This is a genomic window from Mesorhizobium sp. CNPSo 4684 (assembly GCF_057784315.1).
This window is the reverse complement of the sequence record NZ_JBWLUX010000014.1, coordinates 29269-46555: the sequence shown is the minus strand read 5'-3', so window position 1 is coordinate 46555 and position 17287 is coordinate 29269. Positions and strand designations below refer to the sequence as shown.

The 17287-nt window shown below is 63.0% G+C and carries 16 protein-coding genes; 9 read left to right on the top strand and 7 right to left on the bottom strand.

What is annotated here, in order from left to right; genetic code table 11:
• Nucleotides 1–166 precede the first annotated feature (166 nt).
• Complete coding sequence (locus tag AC04SG_RS14990) at nucleotides 167–469, top strand: BolA family protein (RefSeq protein ID WP_192258319.1); 303 nt, start codon at nucleotides 167–169, stop codon at nucleotides 467–469.
• Nucleotides 470–567: 98 nt separating this feature from the next.
• On the opposite strand, the gene AC04SG_RS14985 is transcribed toward AC04SG_RS14990, so the two are convergent.
• The gene (locus AC04SG_RS14985) at nucleotides 568–2121 is read right to left on the bottom strand and encodes an acetolactate synthase large subunit (RefSeq protein WP_488551681.1); all 1554 of its coding nucleotides are present in this window, start codon (nucleotides 2119–2121) and stop codon (nucleotides 568–570) included.
• Between the two features lie 101 nt (nucleotides 2122–2222).
• Complete coding sequence (locus AC04SG_RS14980; RefSeq protein WP_488551680.1) at nucleotides 2223–3029, bottom strand: alpha/beta hydrolase; 807 nt, start codon at nucleotides 3027–3029, stop codon at nucleotides 2223–2225.
• 290 nt (nucleotides 3030–3319) lie between these two features.
• Between AC04SG_RS14980 and AC04SG_RS14975 the strand changes: the two genes are divergently transcribed.
• From AC04SG_RS14975 to AC04SG_RS14965, 3 genes are read left to right on the top strand one after another with little or no spacing between them, the layout of a single operon-like run.
• Entirely contained in the window at nucleotides 3320–5269 is a 1950-nt protein-coding gene (locus tag AC04SG_RS14975; RefSeq protein WP_488551679.1) for a PrkA family serine protein kinase, read from the top strand.
• 19 nt (nucleotides 5270–5288) lie between these two features.
• A complete protein-coding gene (locus AC04SG_RS14970; RefSeq protein WP_112562199.1) occupies nucleotides 5289–6599 on the top strand; it encodes a YeaH/YhbH family protein in 1311 nt (436 codons plus the stop codon).
• Nucleotides 6600–6610: 11 nt separating this feature from the next.
• Complete coding sequence (locus AC04SG_RS14965; protein WP_488551760.1) at nucleotides 6611–8155, top strand: SpoVR family protein; 1545 nt, start codon at nucleotides 6611–6613, stop codon at nucleotides 8153–8155.
• 15 nt (nucleotides 8156–8170) lie between these two features.
• Here AC04SG_RS14965 and AC04SG_RS14960 read toward each other — a convergent pair whose 3' ends face one another.
• Genes AC04SG_RS14960 through AC04SG_RS14950 form a run of 3 tightly spaced genes read right to left on the bottom strand, consistent with a single transcriptional unit; the run spans nucleotide 8171 to nucleotide 10804 of the window.
• Complete coding sequence (locus AC04SG_RS14960) at nucleotides 8171–9064, bottom strand: HlyC/CorC family transporter (RefSeq protein ID WP_488551678.1); 894 nt, start codon at nucleotides 9062–9064, stop codon at nucleotides 8171–8173.
• 1 nt (nucleotide 9065) lies between these two features.
• Entirely contained in the window at nucleotides 9066–10196 is a 1131-nt protein-coding gene (gene aroB, locus AC04SG_RS14955; RefSeq protein WP_488551677.1) for a 3-dehydroquinate synthase, read from the bottom strand.
• Nucleotides 10193–10804: a shikimate kinase gene (locus tag AC04SG_RS14950; RefSeq protein WP_488551676.1), complete on the bottom strand. Its 612-nt coding sequence runs from the start codon at nucleotides 10802–10804 to the stop codon at nucleotides 10193–10195. The genes aroB and AC04SG_RS14950 overlap by 4 nt, the downstream gene beginning before the upstream one ends.
• 215 nt (nucleotides 10805–11019) lie before the next feature.
• Here AC04SG_RS14950 and AC04SG_RS14945 point away from each other — a divergent pair, with 215 nt between their 5' ends.
• The 5 genes from AC04SG_RS14945 to AC04SG_RS14925 all read left to right on the top strand — a co-directional run bounded on the left by AC04SG_RS14945 (nucleotide 11020) and on the right by AC04SG_RS14925 (nucleotide 14923).
• A complete protein-coding gene (locus AC04SG_RS14945; RefSeq protein WP_112562194.1) occupies nucleotides 11020–11172 on the top strand; it encodes a histidine kinase in 153 nt (50 codons plus the stop codon).
• Nucleotides 11173–11196: 24 nt separating this feature from the next.
• The gene (locus tag AC04SG_RS14940) at nucleotides 11197–12108 is read left to right on the top strand and encodes a site-specific tyrosine recombinase XerD (RefSeq protein ID WP_488551675.1); all 912 of its coding nucleotides are present in this window, start codon (nucleotides 11197–11199) and stop codon (nucleotides 12106–12108) included.
• Nucleotides 12109–12206: 98 nt separating this feature from the next.
• Nucleotides 12207–13157, top strand: coding sequence for an acetyl-CoA carboxylase carboxyltransferase subunit alpha (locus AC04SG_RS14935; protein WP_488551674.1), 951 nt, complete (start codon nucleotides 12207–12209; stop codon nucleotides 13155–13157).
• Nucleotides 13158–13393: 236 nt separating this feature from the next.
• Complete coding sequence (locus tag AC04SG_RS14930) at nucleotides 13394–14689, top strand: L,D-transpeptidase family protein (protein WP_488551673.1); 1296 nt, start codon at nucleotides 13394–13396, stop codon at nucleotides 14687–14689.
• Nucleotides 14690–14698: 9 nt separating this feature from the next.
• Nucleotides 14699–14923, top strand: coding sequence for a sulfurtransferase TusA family protein (locus tag AC04SG_RS14925; protein ID WP_488551672.1), 225 nt, complete (start codon nucleotides 14699–14701; stop codon nucleotides 14921–14923).
• Nucleotides 14924–14936: 13 nt separating this feature from the next.
• On the opposite strand, the gene AC04SG_RS14920 is transcribed toward AC04SG_RS14925, so the two are convergent.
• Entirely contained in the window at nucleotides 14937–16058 is a 1122-nt protein-coding gene (locus tag AC04SG_RS14920) for a CobW family GTP-binding protein (RefSeq protein WP_488551671.1), read from the bottom strand.
• Between the two features lie 4 nt (nucleotides 16059–16062).
• The gene (locus AC04SG_RS14915) at nucleotides 16063–17241 is read right to left on the bottom strand and encodes a D-alanyl-D-alanine carboxypeptidase family protein (protein WP_488551670.1); all 1179 of its coding nucleotides are present in this window, start codon (nucleotides 17239–17241) and stop codon (nucleotides 16063–16065) included.
• Between the last annotated feature and the right edge of the window lie 46 nt (nucleotides 17242–17287).

Genomic DNA, 17287 nt, shown 5'->3' with positions numbered 1-17287 from the left:
ATGGGCTGTTCGCACGTGCGAAACAAGAATTGACATTTTCGCGATGATCGCCCTAACCGCTGAATCGCGGCATAAAGCAGGGCGAATGGTGATTTTTGAGGCGGCCCGGCGAGATCGATCCCGATTTCCCGATCACCCCTTGCAGATATGGTGAAGGGAAACGGCGATGTCCATACAGGCGACCATGGAAGACAAGCTGAACAAGGCGTTTTCGCCGGAGCGGCTGGTTATCGTCAATGAAAGTCATCTCCATGCCGGCCACCATCACCACGGCTCCGACCATCACGGCGCCTATGACGGCACCGGCGAGACGCATTTCCGTGTCCGCATCGTCTCGCCCGTCTTTGCGGGCATGAGCCGCATCGACCGCCACCGCGCCGTCAACGAACTGCTGGCGGCGGAGCTGAAGGCCGGCGTCCATGCGCTGGCCATCGAACCGGCAGCCCCAGGCGAAAAGACCCGCTGGTAAGCGTTGGATCAGGATGACGTTTGATCGAATCCTGATCCAACTCTCTGTCGGAGCATGATCTCTTCCGAAAACCGGTTTCCACTTTTCGGAATCATGCTCTAGATCACCGCTTCGATGAGAAACGGTCCGGGTCGCGACAGCGCGCTGTCGAGCAGCGCGTCGAAGCGTTCGCACGTATCGGCGCGGGCCGCCTCGACACCCATGCCATTGGCCAGTGCAACCCAGTCCAGCGCGGGATGGTCGAGATCGAGCATACGCCTGGCGTTCTCGCCGATCGAATTGACACCGACATTCGTCATCTCGCCATGCAGAATGGCGTAGGTCCGGTTGGAAAACACGATTGTGACAACGTCGAGCTTTTCCCTCGCCTGCGTCCACAGTCCCTGCACCGTGTACATGCCGCTGCCGTCGGCCTCGAGATTGATCACCTTGCGGTCCGGACAGGCGATCGCCGCCCCGGTTGCCATCGGAATGCCGCCGCCGATCGATCCGCCCGTGCCCATCATGTAGTCGTGCGGGGCCGCATATGCCGACAGCGCAAAGGATCGCCTGGCCGAGGTGACCGCTTCGTCACAGACGATGGCATTGGCGGGGAGCTTGCGCGCAACCGACAGTGCGATTGCATCGTCCGTCAGTCTGCCGCTTGGCGTCGGCTCGTCTGGAAAGGCCGTTGCAGCGGTGAACTGCTGCGTCGGCTTGATGCCGAGCTCGTCGGCAAGCGCCTCCAGCGCCGCCTTCAGATCCTCGCCATGCGCCGCCAGCGAGAGCACCTGGCAATCGTCTGGAACCAGCCGTCCCGGCTTGCCAGGATAGGCAAAGAACGCCACCGGCTCCTTCGCCCCGACCAGCACCAGCACGTCGATATCCCGGAGGGTCGTTGTCGCCGCATCGACCGGATAGGGAATGCGCGTCGGCGCGAATCGCCCGCGGCCGCGCTGCATGCGGGCGATCAGAACCTCGCTGAACAGGCGGACACCGCCGGTCGCCGCGATTCGACCTGCGATTTCAAGCGCATCGGCCCGCGCCGCCTGCCCGCGCACCACCATGCCGACACGGCCCGGCTCGGCGCGGATTGCTTCGGCGACCTTGCCCACGGCCGCCATGTCGACAGCGGGCAACGGCGCCAGCTTGACCTTGCCAGGTGAAATTGCGTCGACCTCGCCCCAGGCGGCGTCCGCCGGCAGGATCAGCGTCGTAACACCAGGTGGGGTCAACGAGGCGCGGAAAGCGGCCTCCGCGGCAGGCACGATATCGGCCGGGCCTTTGACGCGGCCGACCCAATTCGACATCGGCGCCGCCAGACCCTCTATGTCGCTGGTCAGCGGCGCATCAAGCGGCAAATGGTAGGAGGCGTGGTCGCCGACAATGTTGATCATTGGGCTGCGCGCACGCCTTGCGTTGTGCATATTGGCCAGCCCATTGGCCAGGCCCGGCCCGGTATGCAGCAGCGTAGCCGCCGGGCGATCGGTCATGCGCGCATAGCCGTCGGCTGCACCCGTCACCACGCCTTCGAAAAGGCCGAGCACGCACCGCATCTCAGGCTTGCGGTCGAGTGCGGCAACGAAATGCATTTCCGACGTGCCGGGGTTGGCGAAACAGACGGTGACATCATTGGCCAGCAGCACGTCACACAGCAGGTCGGCGCCATTCATGAAATTCTTCCTCGGTTCGACAGTCAGCAGCAATGCACCTAAGCGCACCGGCGCGGCAATATCCCGCCGGACTTTTGGTCTGATCCAGGCCGCTTGCGGGATCAGGCGACCGTCGATTTCAGGAATGCCAGCGCGGCGGCCGTCAACGCATCGCCGTCCTCGCCAAAGTCATGGTTGATCGACATATGCGTGTATGCGCTACCGTCGAACAGCGTCACCGCCGTGCCGGTGGCGCGCAGGCGCTTGGCAAAGGCCGTCGATTGCTCTTCGCGGCCATCGGCGCGCGAATAGGCGATGAAGGTCGGCGGATGCTTGCGCCCGTCGACATAGCTCGCCGGCGACAGAGCCGCCCATTGTGCCGGGTCGGAGAAGACACGCGCATAGGCCCGAACCATGCCGCCATTCCTGGATAGCGCGGCAAGATCATAGGCCCTGGTGTCGTCGAGGATCAGCGCGGCGACGCCGGGCAGTCTGCCGCGCATGCCGGTCAGCGCGATCAGATGGCAGCCGGCCGAATGGCCCATGCCGACGATGCGGTTGGGATCGCCGCCATGCCGGGCGATGTTGGCGCGCACATAGGCGTAGGCCTTTTCCACATCGCCGGCCTCGGCTGCGACATCGGCTTCCGGCAGCATGCGGTAGTCGATCGAGACGAACACGAAGCCATTGGCGAGCAGGAAACCCGGCTTGGCGCCGACCTGGCTGCGCTTGCCGAACCGCCAGGCGCCGCCATGGACGAAAAACACCACCGGCAGGTTCTTCGCGCCGGCCGGCGCGTAAATGTCGAGCTTGGCCGGTCCATAGTCGAACGTCTGCGGTTGCGGCTGGCGCTGCGGCTTAGCTGCCGTTCCACCGGCAGCCAGCATCGCTGCGATGGATGCCGCGATGAAGCTGCGTCGATCGATCATCGTCATCTCCGGCCAAGTTTAGGCGACAGCGCGCGGACGCTCGCCACGCAACTCATCTACGAACCAAAAATGACAACTTTCGGTGCGAAAACAAATCCTCTCCTTGACGCTCCGCCAGCAATCACCACGTATCTTATTAGGCGAGCATTTTCGGCCGAATCGGGCATCCCCGAAGGCCAATGTCGGAGTGCGGTGCACTGTCCCTTCAGGAGAAGGGAACCACACTGCTTTCCGGCAGTTGATGGAGTGATGAGCCGATTGGCTGCCGGTCGGCTCCGAGGCGAAGCATCATGCGCGAGAATCAATCAGACGTCTTCGACCTGTTTTCGGAGATTTATTCCAACGCTGCCCAGGAAGAGATCAGTCTCCAGCAATATCTGCTTGCCTGCCGCGAGGACAAATCCATGTATGCCTCGGCGCCAGAGCGTATGGTCGAGGCCATCGGCGAACCGAACCTGATCGACACCAGCAAGGACGAGCGACTCGGTCGCATTTTCTCCAACCGCACCGTCAAGGTCTATCCCTCCTTTTCCGATTTCTACGGAATGGAGGATACGATCGAGCGCATCGCCGGATATTTCCGCTACGCCTCGCAGGGGCTCGAGGAGCGCAAGCAGATCCTCTATCTCCTCGGTCCGGTCGGCGGCGGCAAATCCTCGCTGGCTGAACGGCTGAAGAAGCTGATGGAGGAGCGCCCGATCTACACGCTGAAGGCCGGCAACAAGATCAGCCCCGTCTTCGAATCGCCGCTCGGCCTTTTCCATCCCGACCGCATGGGCGATCTGCTGGAGGATAAATACGGCATCGCCCGCCGCCGCCTGAACGGACTGATTTCGCCCTGGGCGGCCAAGCGCCTCGACGAACTGTCGGGCGACATCTCCAAATTCAGCGTCGTCAAGCTGATGCCGTCGCGGCTGCGGCAGGTCGCCATCGCCAAGACCGAGCCCGGCGACGAGAACAATCAGGACGTCTCGGCGCTGGTCGGCAAGGTCGACATCAGGCAGTTGGAGAATTTCAGCCAATCGGATCCTGACGCCTATTCATACAGCGGCGGCCTCAACCGGACCACGCAAGGGCTGCTCGAATTCGTCGAGATGTTCAAGGCGCCCATCAAGGTGCTGCACCCATTGCTGACGGCAACCCAGGAAGGCAGCTACAACGGCACCGAGAATTTCGGCGCCTTCCCCTATCAGGGCATCGTCGTTGCCCATTCCAACGAATCGGAATGGCAGCAGTTCAAGAACAACAAGAACAACGAGGCCTTCCTCGACCGCATCCTCGTGGTCAAGGTTCCCTATTGCCTGCGCATCACCGAGGAAAGGCAAATCTACGAGAAGCTGCTGCGCGAAAGCGAACTGGCAAGCAGCCCCTGCGCCCCGGAAGTGCTGGACATTCTCAGCCGCTTCACCGTCTCGACCCGTCTTGCCGAACACGAGAACTCGTCGCTCTACACCAAGATGCGCGCCTATGACGGCGAGAACCTCAAGGAGGTCGATCCGAAAGCCAAGTCGGTCCAGGAATATCGCGACGCCGCCGGCGTCGACGAGGGCATGACCGGGGTCAGCACGCGCTTCGCCTTCAAGATCCTGTCGCAGACGTTCAATTACGACACCAAGGAGGTGGCGGCCGACCCCGTGCACCTGATGTACATCCTCGAGGAGGCGATCAAGCGCGAGCAATTCCCGAAGCAAACGGAAGCCGCCTATCTCGAATTCATCAAGTCGGAACTCGCGGCCCGCTATGCCGAGTTCATCGGTCACGAGATCCAGAAAGCCTATCTGGAATCCTACAGCGAGTACGGTCAGAACCTCTTCGACCGCTATATCGCCTATGCCGATGCCTGGATCGAGGATCAGGACTACAAGGACCCCGACACCGGGCAGATTCTCAACCGTGAGGTCCTGGACAAGGAGTTGTCGCAGGTCGAGAAGCCGGCCGGCATCGCCAATCCCAAGGACTTCCGCAACGAAGTGGTCAAATTCACCTTGCGCGCCCGGGCACGCAACCATGGCCGCAATCCGTCCTGGACGAGCTACGAAAAGCTTCGCGAGGTCATCGAGAAGCGCATGTTCGGCCAGGTCGAGGACCTGCTGCCGGTGATCAGCTTCGGCTCCAAGCAGGACAGCGTCACGGAGAAGCGGCACAACGAATTCGTGCAGCGGATGGTGGAACGCGGCTATACCCAGCGGCAGGTGCGCCGGTTGGTCGACTGGTACATGCGCGTGAACAAAGCGGGTTGAGCAAAGCCGGGACGGTTCCATGCCGATCTTCATCGACCGTCGCCTGAACCCGAAGGACAAAAGCCTTGGGAATCGCCAGCGCTTCCTCAGGCGCGCCCGCGAAGAGCTCAAGCGCAGCATCCGCGACAAGGTCCGCGCCGGCGGCATCGCCGAGCTCGATCGCGAGCACGCCGTGCCGATTCCGCGCAAGGGCACCGGTGAACCGACCTTCGGCGACGACAAGGACAGCGGCCGGCGCCAGCATATCCTGCCCGGCAACCGGACGTTCAGCCCTGGCGATCTTATCGACAAGCCTGGCGGCGGCGGAGGCTACGGCTCGGCTCCGGGGACCACGGAATCCGAGGACGACTTCCGCTTCGTGCTGTCGCGCGAGGAAGTGCTCGACCTCTTCTTCGAGGACCTCGAGCTGCCGGATCTGGTCAAGCTCAGCCTCAAGCAGATACTCAGCTTCAAGCCGAGGCGGGCGGGCTTCGCGGCAAGCGGCGCGCCGACCAACATCAATGTCGGGCGCACGATGCGCAACAGCCACGGGCGCCGCATCGCGCTCAGGCGTCCAAAGCAGGCCGACGTGGACGCCATCGCCCAGCAGATCGCCGAGCTGGAATCCAGGCCGCCGGGGGCAAAGACAGGCGAACGCATCGAGGCTCTGCGCGAAGAGCTCGATCGGCTGGAGCGCCGGCGCAGGCGGATCGCCTATGTCGATCCGGTCGACATTCGCTTCAATCGCTTCGACCCTCAGCCGCGGCCGAATGCCAGCGCCGTCATGTTCTGCCTGATGGACGTCTCCGGATCGATGGGCGAGCGCGAGAAGGATCTGGCCAAACGCTTCTTCGTGCTGCTGCATCTGTTCCTGACGCGGCGTTATGAGCGGACGGAACTCGTTTTCATTCGCCACACCCATGAAGCCCAGGAAGTGGACGAGCACACCTTCTTTCACCACACCCAGAGCGGCGGCACCGTCGTTTCCACGGCGCTCGAGGAGATGCATCGCATCATCGAAGAGCGCTATCCGGCGTCCGAATGGAACATCTATGCCGCCCAGGCCTCCGACGGCGACAATTTCGCCACCGACTCCGAGCGCTGCATAGAACTGCTCGACCGCAAGCTCATGCGGCTTTGCCAGTATTTCGCCTATGTGGAGATCATCGACGAACGGGAAAGCCACATTTTCGGCTCGACCGAGAACGGCACGTCGCTTTGGCGCGCCTACAACGCCGTCGACGGCAAATGGCCGAACTTCCAGATGAGGCGCATTGCCGCGCCGGCCGACATATACCCGGTCTTCCGCGAGCTGTTTGCCAGGCAGCCCGACCTGCGCAAGAGCGCTTGAGGGCTTCGGCAATGGTCAACCAGGCGCGCAAGTCCGAACTGCTGTTTTCCGGGTCCGACTGGGATTTCAACAAACTGTCCCGGGTCTATGACGAGATCGAAGCGATCGGCCGCGAAGAGCTTCGCCTCGACATCTATCCGGTGCAGATGGAGATCATTTCCTCGCAGCAGATGCTCGACGCCTATTCGTCGATCGGCATGCCGCTGATGTACCGGCACTGGTCGTTCGGCAAACGTTTTCTCCACGACGAGCTTCTCTACCGCAAGGGCGCGCGGGGTTTGGCCTACGAGATCGTCATCAACTCCAACCCCTGCATCGTCTACCTCATGGAAGAAAACACCATGGCCCTGCAGGCCTTGGTGACCGCGCATGCCGCGCTCGGGCACAACCATTTCTTCAAGAACAATCATCTCTTCCGGCAATGGACGGATGCCGGCGGCATCCTGAGCTATCTGGACTTCGCCAAGAGCTACATAGCCCGGTGCGAGGAACGGCATGGCATGGCCGCCGTGGAGGCGATCCTGGATTCCGCGCATGCGCTGATGGAGCAAGGTGTGTTCCGTTACCGCCGGCCGCCGAAACTGTCGTCGGAGCAACAGCGCGAGGGACTGCGCGAACGTCTCGAATACGAGGAGCGCTCCTTCAACGATTTGTGGCGGACACTGCCGCCCTCGCAGGGCAAGAGCAAGCCGGAAGCAGGGGACGAAATCCTTGCCGAGCGGAAGAAATCGCTCAATCTGCCGGAGGAAAACCTGCTCTATTTCCTCGAGAAGAACAGCCTCGTCCTCGAGCCCTGGCAGCGCGAGATCGTCAGGATCGTGCGTGTCGTCGCGCAATATTTCTACCCGCAGCGGCAAACCCAGGTGATGAACGAAGGCTGCGCCACCTTCGTGCATTACACGCTCATGAACACGCTGTTCGATCGCGGCCGCATCAACGAAGGCGCCATGCTGGAGATCCTGCGCAACCACTCCAACGTCATCTTCCAGCCGGCCTATGACGACCCGCGCTTTTCCGGCATCAATCCTTATGCGCTGGGTCTCGACATGATGCAGGACATCCAGCGCATCTCGACCGCGCCGACCGCCGAGGACCGCGACTGGTTTCCCGACATCGCCGGCCGCGGGGACTGGCGCGACACCTTGCTCGACGCCTGGGCAAACCACCGCGACGAATCCTTCATCCGCCAATATCTAAGCCCGACGCTGATCCGCAAATGGCGGCTCTTCGTGCTCGCCGACGGTGCCGACGAGCCACACTATGAGGTGGCCTCGATCCACAATGAGCGCGGCTATGCCAGGATACGGTCGGCGCTCGCGCAAAGCTACGATATCGGCGCCAGCCGTCCCGACATCCAGGTCGTCGACGTCGATCTGCTGGGCGACCGGCATCTGCGGCTGCAGCACAATGTCAAGAACGGCATCATGCTCGACGGCAAGAGCCGTGACGCGACGCTTCGCCATATCCGGAGCCTCTGGGGTTATGATGTCAGCTTGGCTGCGATCGACGCTGAAACCGGCGCGACGCTAAGCCAGCGCTCGACCAGGGAATTGTGATATCCACGGCCGAATTTAGCTAACTTCCCCCGCGGGCCGGATCCTGATCTTGGCGATCCGGTTCTTGTCGCGCTTCATCACCACGAAGCGCTTGCCGTGGAAGGTAAAGGCCTGTTTTTCCTCGGGGATCGACTGCGTCTCGTGGATGACCAGCCCGGCAATGGTGGTGGCTTCCTCATCCGGCAGGTTCCAGTCGAGCGCCCGGTTGAGATCCCTGATCGGCACCGTGCCGTCGACGACGACGGAGCCGTCGGCCTCCTGCTTCACACCCTGGATGTCGACATCGTGCTCGTCGGCGATCTCGCCGACGATCTCCTCGATGATGTCCTCCAGTGTCACCAGACCTTCGACCTCGCCATACTCGTCGACGACGATGGCAAAATGCGCCTTGGCGCGCAGGAAGGCGTTGAGCTGTTCCTGCAAGGTCGTGGTGTCGGGCACGAACCATGGCTTGGACGCGATCTTCATCACGTCGATCTTGGTAAAGTCGTTGCCGACCTCGTTCAGCGATCTCAGCAGGTCCTTGGCGTGCAGCACACCGACAATGTTGTCGAGCGAGCCCTTCCACAGCGGCATGCGGGTGTGCGGGCTCTGCAGGATCTCGCGCACCACCGCTTCCGGCGCATTGTCGGCATTGACCGAGCGCATATTGGTGCGGTGGACCATGATGTCGGAGACTTCGAGCTCGTCAAGGTCGAACAGGCCGCCGACACGGTCGCGGTCCTCGCGCACCATCTGGCCGTCACGGCGGAAATCGTCGACCGCACCGCGCAACTCATCCTGGGTGGAGCGCTGCGGCTCGATGCGTGACAGCTCATAGCCGAACATGGCAAGCAGGCGCGTGCGCACGGCAATGAAAAACAGGATGAGGATGGCGAGGACGGCGACAACGATCCAGCCGGTGTTCATCTCAGCCGGCTTTCCCGTTGGCCGGATGGTTTTCCCTGAGGAACGACAGCACTTCGGACGCCGGCACATCCTTGGCAATAAAAGCCTGGCCGATGCCGCGCGTCAGGATGAAGGTCAACGTGCCGCGCGACACTTTCTTGTCCTGGGTGATGAAGCCAAGCAGCGCCTCGGCGTCGGGCAGTTCGCCAGGGATGTCGGACATGCGCCAAGGCAGGCCGACGGCGCGCAGATGCGCCTCGACCCTTGCCGCGTCGTCCGGACTGGCCAGATTGAGCCGTGCGGAAAAGCGATGTGCCAGCGCCATGCCGATGGCGACGCCTTCGCCGTGGACGAGACGGGCGCCGTCATACTGTGTTGCCCCTTCCAGCGCATGGCCGAATGTATGGCCGAGATTGAGCAGCGCGCGGTCGCCGGTTTCGAACTCGTCGCGGGCAACAACATCGGCCTTGGCGCGGCAGGCTTCGGCAATCGCCTCGGCCCGCTCCGCACCGCCGGCGAATACTTTTGTCCAGTTCTCTTCCAGCCAGGCGAAAAACGCTGGCCGGTCGATCAGCCCATATTTGGCGAGTTCGGCATAGCCGGCGCGGAATTCGCGCATCGGCAGCGTATCGAGCACCTCGGTGTCGGCCAGCACCAGCTTCGGCTGGTGGAAGACACCAACCAGATTCTTGCCGCGCGGGCTGTTGATGCCGGTCTTGCCGCCGACCGAGGAATCGACCTGCGCCAAGAGCGACGTCGGAATCTGGACGAAATTCATGCCGCGGCGCACGATCCCGGAGGCAAAGCCGGTGAGGTCACCGATGACCCCGCCGCCGAGCGCAATGACGACATCGCCACGCTCCAGTCTGGCGGCCAGCACGCCGTCGACCACCTCTTCGAGATGGGCAAAGCTCTTGGTCTTTTCGCCGGCCGGCAAAGTGATGACAGCAGGTTGGATGCCGCCAGTTTCCAGACCGGCCTTCAGTGCGTCGAGATGTGTCGCCGCGACATTTTCGTCGGTGACCACCGCCGCCCTCGTGCCGGGCAGGCGGCGCGATATCTCGGCGCCGGCGCGCGTCAAAAGGCCGGGGCCGATCAGGATGTCATAGGCGCGCTCGCCAAGGCCGACCTCGACAATGACAGGCTCGCTCATGGCCTCACCTCGCCCGGCGCCGTGGTGGCCGGAATGCCGAAATGCCCACACAATGCGTCGACGACCTCGGTCGCAATGACCTCCTTGCGGTCGTCGCGTGTCGTCACGGTGACGTCGGAGGTCGCATAGACCGGATAGCGTTCGCCCATCAATCGCTCGAGAACGGCGCGCGGATCGGGGCTCTTGAGCAAAGGCCGGTTCTGCTTCTTGGAGACGCGCTCCATCAACAGATCGAGCTCGGCCTTCAGCCACACCGAGACACCATGCGACGCGATCGCGTCGCGCGTCTGCGCATTCATGAAGGCGCCGCCGCCGGTCGACAGCACCTGCGGGCCGTTTTCCAGGAGGCGAAGAATGACGCGCTGCTCGAGCGCCCGGAATTCGGTCTCGCCATAGCGTTCGAACAGCTCCGGCACGGTCATGCGCGACACGCTTTCGATCTCCTGGTCGCTGTCGATGAACGGCAGCGAAAGCATGGCCGCCACCTTGCGGCCGATCGCTGTCTTGCCGGCGCCCATCAGGCCGACAAAGACAATCGAACGACTGCCCAGCCTGTCGAGCAGCGTAGCATGGCTCTCGCCAGGAGGATTTGCTGGAAACGCGTTCATGAAACCATGCTGTTTCTAAGCCGTCTTTGCCGGCGTATCGACATCAAAAGCCGGTTTGCGTCAAGCATCGCGCCCTGAGCAGGCCTCGGAAAGTGCAGTGGTTTTCCCGCATCGACCTGCGTTAGACAAAACCCTTCGTGCTTGAATTGGCCGGATTGGCGTCCCATAAGGGCACAGGGTTTGGAATCGCAGAACAAGAAGACGGGCGAAAATTGATGCCGACACTGTTCCGCTTTGTCGTGACACTGATGATTCTTGCCGGCATTGCCTATGGTATGATGGTGGCGCTGGCGATGTTCGTCGAGCCGAAAAAGGCGGAAATCACAGTGCGCATTCCGCCGGAAAAGCTGAACCCCAAGAAAAACTGACCCGAAGAAACTGACCGCAGGGACATGAACAGCGCGGCTCGCATCGAAGCCTTTCTCGAAATGATGAGCGCCGAACGCGGTGCCGCCGAAAACACGCTGTCCTCCTATCGTCGCGATCTCGAAGACGCCTCGCAGCAGATTGGCGGCGGGCTTGCAGCCGCCGCCGCGGCCGACATACGCGCCTATCTCGACGACATCGCGGCGCGTGGCTTTGCGCCGACGTCACAGGCGCGCAAACTGTCGGCGATCCGCCAGTTCTTCAAATTTCTCTACGCCGAGGGCCTGCGCGGCGACGACCCGACCGGCACGCTGGACAGTCCGAAAAAGGGCCGGCCGCTGCCCAAGACGATGAGCGAGGCCGATACCGGCAGGCTGCTCGACCGCGCGGCGCTCGAGGCAGGCGATGGCGTCAATGGCGACCGGCTGGCGGCGCTGCGCCTCCACGCGCTGGTGGAGGTGCTCTATGCCACCGGCCTGCGCGTCTCCGAACTGGTCGGCCTGCCGGTGACCGTCGCCCAGCGCGACGACCGCTTCTTCATGGTGCGCGGCAAGGGCGACAAGGAGCGCATGGTGCCGCTGTCGGCCAAGGCGCGCACGGCGATGCGGGCATGGCTCACGGCCCGGGCCACGGTGCCGGCTTTCGCCGACAGCCCGTTCCTGTTTCCGGCCGCCGGCGACAGCGGCTATCTCTCCCGGCAGGTCTTTGCCCGCGACCTCAAGGGCCTTGCGGCACGGGCCGGCATATCGGCGGCGAAAATATCGCCGCATGTGCTGCGGCATGCTTTTGCCAGCCACCTCCTGCAAAACGGCGCCGATCTCAGGGCGGTGCAGCAGTTGCTCGGCCACGCCGATATCTCGACCACGCAGATTTACACCCATGTGCTGGAAGAGCGGCTGGTGCGGCTGGTCAACGATCATCATCCGCTTGCCGACTAGGCCTCATATCGCTATGTGAGGGCACGTTCCACCGCGCGGCGCCCCGCTTTTCAGGGTTCCGTCAGTCTTTGCCTTCCGACGCATCGGTCCGCTCAAGAATGTACAATTACCTCGATTTCGAAAAGCCGGTGCAGGACCTTGAACTCAAGATCCTAGAGCTGAAGAAGCTTGCCGAGAATGGCGAGGCGGTCGATGTCGGCGACGAAATCAGCCGGCTCGAGAAGCGCGTGCGCGACGCGCTGCGCGACATCTACAAGGCGCTGACGCCGTGGCAGAAGGTGCAGGTGGCGCGCCACACCGACAGGCCGCATTGCCTCGACTACATCAAGGGCCTGTTCAGCGATTTCACGCCGCTCGCCGGCGACCGCAATTTCGGCGAGGACCAGGCGATCATCGGCGGCTTTGCCCGCTTCCGCGGTGAACCGGTGGCCGTTATCGGCCAGGAAAAAGGCTCGGACACGGCGAGCCGGCTCAAGCACAATTTCGGTTCGGTCCGCCCTGAAGGCTACCGCAAGGCGGTGCGGCTGATGGAGCTTGCCGATCGCTTCAATATCCCGCTTCTGACGCTGGTCGACACCGCCGGCGCCTACCCCGGTGTCGGCGCCGAGGAACGCGGCCAGGCCGAAGCCATCGCCCGTTCGACCTCGGCCTGTCTTGGCCTCAAAGTGCCATCGATCTCGGTCGTCATCGGCGAAGGCGGCTCGGGCGGCGCCATCGCCATCGCCACCGCCAACCGCGTCTACATGCTGGAACACGCCATCTATTCGGTGATCTCGCCGGAGGGCGCCGCCTCGATCCTGTGGCGCGACACCACGCGTTCGAAGGATGCGGCGACCAACATGAAGATCACCGCCCAGGACCTTCTGGAAATGAAGATCATCGACGCCATCATTCCCGAGCCGCTCGGCGGCGCCCAGCGCGCGCCCGAAACGGTGATCGCCGCCACCGGCGACCTCATCGCCAAGACGATGAAGGATTTTGCCGGCGCCAACACCGATTTTCGCGAGCAGCGCCGCGAAAAATACCTGGCGATGGGCCGAAGCCTCTGATTTCAGGCCGGCCGGGCGCCGCAATGTGGCGTCAGCGAGCAATTTCGCCACAAAAATGCCGCCGCATTCGGTTCAATGAAAAGTCCGTGACATCGAGCGAATTGCCGTGGGGGCAGCCGTCCGGAGCTTGCGGTAAGGAATTTTCAAGGTTAACGGGCTTAGGGTCCGTGAAGGTTTAGTGTGTTGGCCTGCGGCTGCGAAGCCTCACGCCCCGGGAAAAAGACATAGCCGTAACCATGTTTGCCAAGCTTGCCCGCACCGGAATCCTGATCGCCGCCCTTGGCGTTGCCGGCTGCAACGATTCCTCGATGAAGGATTTCGCGCCGGAGGCCAACAAGCCGCTGCCGGACAAGATCCTCGCCGACATGAAGGCCAAGGGCATGGTCCGCACCTCGTCGGTGATGGCCCGCATCTTCAAGGAAGAAGGCAAACTCGAGATCTGGAAGGCCAAGACCACCGGCCGCTACGAGATGGTCGCCAGCTACGACATCTGCAAATGGTCGGGCAAGCTCGGCCCGAAATATACCGAGGGCGACCGCCAGGCGCCGGAAGGCTTCTACACGGTTCGCCCGTCGCAGATGAATCCGCGCTCGAACTATCACCTGTCCTTCAACATCGGCTATCCCAACGCCTATGACCGTGCCAATGGCCGCACCGGCGCCAATCTGATGGTGCATGGCGCCTGCTCGTCGTCGGGCTGCTATTCGATGACCGATCCACAGATCGAGCAGATTTACGCCTTCGGCCGCGACGCCTTCCAGGGCGGCCAGACCGAGTTCCAGATCCAGGCCTTTCCGTTCCGCATGACCGCCGCCAACATGGCGCGCTATCGCAACGACCCGAACTACGAGTTCTGGAAGATGCTGAAGGTCGGCTACGACAATTTCGAGATCACCAAGGTGCCGCCGAAGGTCGATGTTTGCGAGAAGCGCTATGTCTTCAACCAGGTGGCGCCTGAGGGAACGACCTTCGATCCGACCGGCGCCTGCCCTCCGACTACGCAGCCGGATTCGCTGAAGAGCGCCTACAACGCCTATCAGAGCAGCTATGACGCGGCCTTCACCGGCGCGGTCAAGGCCAGCGTGCCGGCGCCCAAGCCGACCATTGCCGGCATCAAGGAAGCCAGCATCGTTTCCGACTGGTCGAAGCGGCGCGCCCGCGGCGAGCGCGTGCCGATCGATCCGCCGTCGCTCAATCCCGACGGCACGGTGACCGAGACGGCGCGTATGGGCCGCATCGATTCGCCGGCCGGCCGCAAGATGGCCGCGCTCGACGCCGAGAAGGAAGCCAAGCGCAAGGCCGAGGAACAGCGGGTTGCGGCCATCGAGGCCGCGAAAGCCGCCAAGGCCCAGGCACTGGCTGAAAAGGAAGCGGCCAAGGCCCAGGCGTTGGCCGAAAAGGAAGCAGCCAAGCAGGCCGCCCAGCAGCCGGTCGCCACCGCTAGCGTCGAGGCAGCCCCGGCCGAGCCGCAGGCCGACGAAAGCCGGCTGTCAAAGATCAAGAATAAGTTGCTCGGCATGTTCGGCGGCTGAGGTTTCACCTTGGCCGCGATCTATGATCTCAAGGGGCTGAACTGCCCCTTGCCCGTTCTCAAGGCAAAAAAGCGCCTGGCGGCGATGCAGCCAGGCAGCAGGCTGTGGCTAGAGACCACCGACCCGCTGGCCGTCATCGACATTCCCGCCTTTTGCGCCGACGCCGGCCATCAACTGATTGAAACCGCAGCGGTATCCGGCGGTCATCGTTTTCTGGTCGAGTGCGGCACGTAGCGCTTTAACGGCTCTAGCCCCCGGCAATCGCCAGCGGATTGCTCTCCAATGCCGCACGATCCGGCGTGTCGATCGACGGACGGTTGGTGAAGGCGGCAAACAGCCGGCGCACATAGTCCTCCGGCACGTCGAGCGTGATCAGCACCAGCCTGGTGCCGCGCTGGCCGTCCGGCCAGGACGGCAGCCGCGCCGGCGGATGCAGGATCTTCTGCACGCCGTGGACGACCAGCGGTCGCGACGGGTCTTCTGCAAGCTCGATGACGCCCTTCATGCGCAAGAGCTTATCGCCATGCGCCGAACGCAACAGGTCGAGGAACATCTCGATCGCCGAAAACGGCACGGGCCCGTCATGGACCAGCGAGTAGGAGCGCACACGGGAATCGTGGCGATGCTCGGCGTGATCATGATCGCCGTGCCCATGGTGATGGTGACCGCCATGATGATGGTGCTCATGGTCATCAGCGGCTTCTTCGCCCAGCCAGCGCTGCACGTCGGCGGATTTTGTCGCCGGATTGTAGAGGCCGCAATCGAACAGCGCCGCGACGCCGGTTTGGCTGTCACCGGCCTCCAGCACTTTGGCACCCGGATTGACCTGACGGAGCCGCGCCCGCAAAGCTTCGAGATCGCCAGTGTCGCCTGCCAGATCGACCTTGGTCAGCACGACACGGTCGGCCACCGCAACCTGCTTGACCGCCTCGACATGACCATCGAGCGTCGCATTGCCGTTGACCGCGTCGACCAGCGTGATGACACCGTCGAGCCGGAAGGCCTGGACAAGCGCCGGATGCGCCATGATCGACTGCAGCACCGGCGCCGGATCGGCGAGCCCGGTGGTCTCGACGACGACTCGGGCCAGCTTTGCGATACGGCCGGTCTGCAGCCGGTCAACGAGGTCGGCCAGCGTGTCGACCAGTTCACCGCGCACCGTGCAGCAGAGGCAGCCGTCGGACAGCTGGATGATGCCGTCGGAGGCCTGCTCGACCAGCAGATGGTCGATCGCGACTTCGCCGAATTCGTTGATGATGACGGCGGTGTCGACGAGCGCCGGGTCTTTGAGCAGCCGGTTAAGCAATGTCGTCTTGCCGGCGCCGAGGAAGCCGGTGAGCACCGTGACGGGTATCGGAAAGCCCGCCATCTCCCTAGTTCGCGGCCTTGACCGGCTGGTCGCCTTGCACCGCGGTTGCCGAACCCACCACGACCGGTTCCGAGCCCTTTGGCGCCGGGATGTCGGGCCGCCAGTTCGGCAGCGGCACATCGGCATAGTCCTGGCCGCCCTGGTCGAGCATCGCCTTCGGCGCCGGCCCGGTGGCGCCGCCAAGGCCGACGGCAACCAGCGTCGGCACGTGGTCGAGCTTTTTCTGATAGGGTGATTTCGGCACGTCGGCGCCCTTTGCGGCGACCGGCGGCGCTGCCTCGGACTGTTCTTGCGGCGCCTTCTTCTTGCAGATCTCGTCATGCATATCGTTGGGTGACATGGTGTCGCCATAGGAAGGCATGGCCGCGACCGTGAGCCAGTTCGGGTCCGACATGGCAAAGCCCTGGTCGAGCAGCCTGGCGGTGGTCTCGGCGCGGCTGACCGCCGATTTTTCGCCAAGCACGACGGCGACCAGCGTGCGGCCATTGCGCGTCGCAGAGCCGATCATGTTGAAGCCCGAGGGACAGACGAAGCCGGTTTTCATGCCGTCGGCGCCGGGATAGCGGCCGATCAGGAGATTGTAGTTGGGGATCGCCTTCTTGCCGACGGCAAGGCCTTCGATCGAAAACCAGGGCGCGTATTGCGGAAATTCCTTGCGGATCGCCATCACCAGCAAGGCAAGGTCACGCGCCGTCGTATACTGGTCCGGCGAAAACAACCCGTTCGGGTTGACGAAATGCGTCCCGGTCATGCCGAGTCGCGCGGCTTCAGCGTTCATGCGGATGGCGAAGCCGGCCTGCGAGCCGCCTATATTCTCGCCGACGGCCATGGCGATGTCATTGGCCGATTTGACCAGCATCATCTTCAGCGCATTGTCGAGCCGCATCACCGAACCAGGCTTGAAGCCCATCTTGCTCGGCGGTTCGCCGGCGGAATGCTTGGTCACCTTGATCGGCGAATCGAGCTGGACCTCGCCGGCCGCAATCGCCCGGAAGGTGACGTAGGCGGTCATCAGCTTGCTCAGCGAAGCCGGGTACCAGCGCTTGAAGGCATCCTGATGCTGCAGGACCTTGCCGCTGTTCAGGTCGAACAGAACCATCGGATTGGCCGAAGCCGGCCTGGCCAGCATCGGCAGCGCCAAGGCGCCCGTTAGCAGTAATTTGAGGATATGGCTGTGCCGCATCATGGAATCCGAAATCGCCTCTTGCCGTAGTCGCCCCTGGCTCCGT